We start from the raw sequence: 751 nt of genomic DNA on the forward strand, positions 1-751 counted from the left end.
TTGTGAACATTTATGTTTACAAGCTTTTTTATATTCATAACTATAGTTTTGGCTTATTAGTTGTTGGGTATTTTATTTGAAATCACCAACATAATCATTAGGCAGAACTAATGAGAAGTAGCCTGTATAATTCCTTCTCGTAAAATATATCTTCTTAAGGTAAGTGGCAGTTGCTTTAGCATTGGAGTATAATAATTAGAAGGGGGGATATCATGGTTTTAGTTTTTTTCTCAATGACATTTTTTATAATTCTTATTATATATAGAGAAAATAAGAATCATAAAAAAATAAAAAACAAGAGAGAGAGAATATCTGATTCAAGTAACTTTAATAATAGTATTTTATATGATTATAGTGTGCTGAATCATAGTTATGATAACAATGATAGCATTAGCAGTAATGACAGCTGTGCAGATAGCTGTGATTGTGGATGTGATAGTGGTAGTTATGATTCAGGAGGAAGTTGTGACTAATAAAAAAACTCAACATAAAATGTTGAGTTTTTTATTTGGTGGCTCACCGGGGAATCGAACCCCGGACACCATGATTAAAAGTCATGTGCTCTACCGACTGAGCTAGTGAACCAGATGGCTGGGATAGCAGGATTTGAACCTACGAATGCCAGAGTCAAAGTCTGGTGCCTTACCGCTTGGCGATATCCCAATTTTAATGGTCGGGGTGACAGGGATTGAACCTGCGACCTCATGGTCCCAAACCACGCGCGCTCCCATCTGCGCCACACCCCGATATA

1 protein-coding gene and 3 tRNA genes are annotated in these 751 nt (G+C 36.4%); 1 reads left to right on the plus strand and 3 read right to left on the minus strand.

Annotated features, from left to right (window positions below):
• The first annotated feature begins 212 nt into the window (after positions 1-212).
• Positions 213-473 (plus strand): hypothetical protein, encoded by a 261-nt coding sequence (locus N4T77_RS20115; protein WP_261673642.1) that lies wholly within the window; start codon positions 213-215, stop codon positions 471-473.
• A gap of 36 nt (positions 474-509) precedes the next feature.
• On the opposite strand, the gene N4T77_RS20120 is transcribed toward N4T77_RS20115, so the two are convergent.
• The 3 genes from N4T77_RS20120 to N4T77_RS20130 all read right to left on the minus strand — a co-directional run bounded on the left by N4T77_RS20120 (position 510) and on the right by N4T77_RS20130 (position 746).
• Positions 510-585: transfer RNA gene (locus tag N4T77_RS20120), tRNA-Lys, on the minus strand.
• A gap of 3 nt (positions 586-588) precedes the next feature.
• Positions 589-663, minus strand: a tRNA-Gln gene (locus N4T77_RS20125).
• Positions 664-670: 7 nt separating this feature from the next.
• Positions 671-746 (minus strand) — tRNA-Pro (locus tag N4T77_RS20130).
• Positions 747-751 lie beyond the last annotated feature (5 nt).

Origin of the sequence: Clostridium sp. CX1, from assembly GCF_025398335.1 — a bacterium.
In the GTDB taxonomy this organism is placed as follows: domain Bacteria; phylum Bacillota; class Clostridia; order Clostridiales; family Clostridiaceae; genus Clostridium_AM; species Clostridium_AM tanneri.

Coding starts and splice junctions, on each gene's coding strand:
- N4T77_RS20115 (WP_261673642.1), top strand. CDS start 213: ATGGTTTTAGTTTTTTTCTCAATGACATTTTTTATAATTCTTATTATA.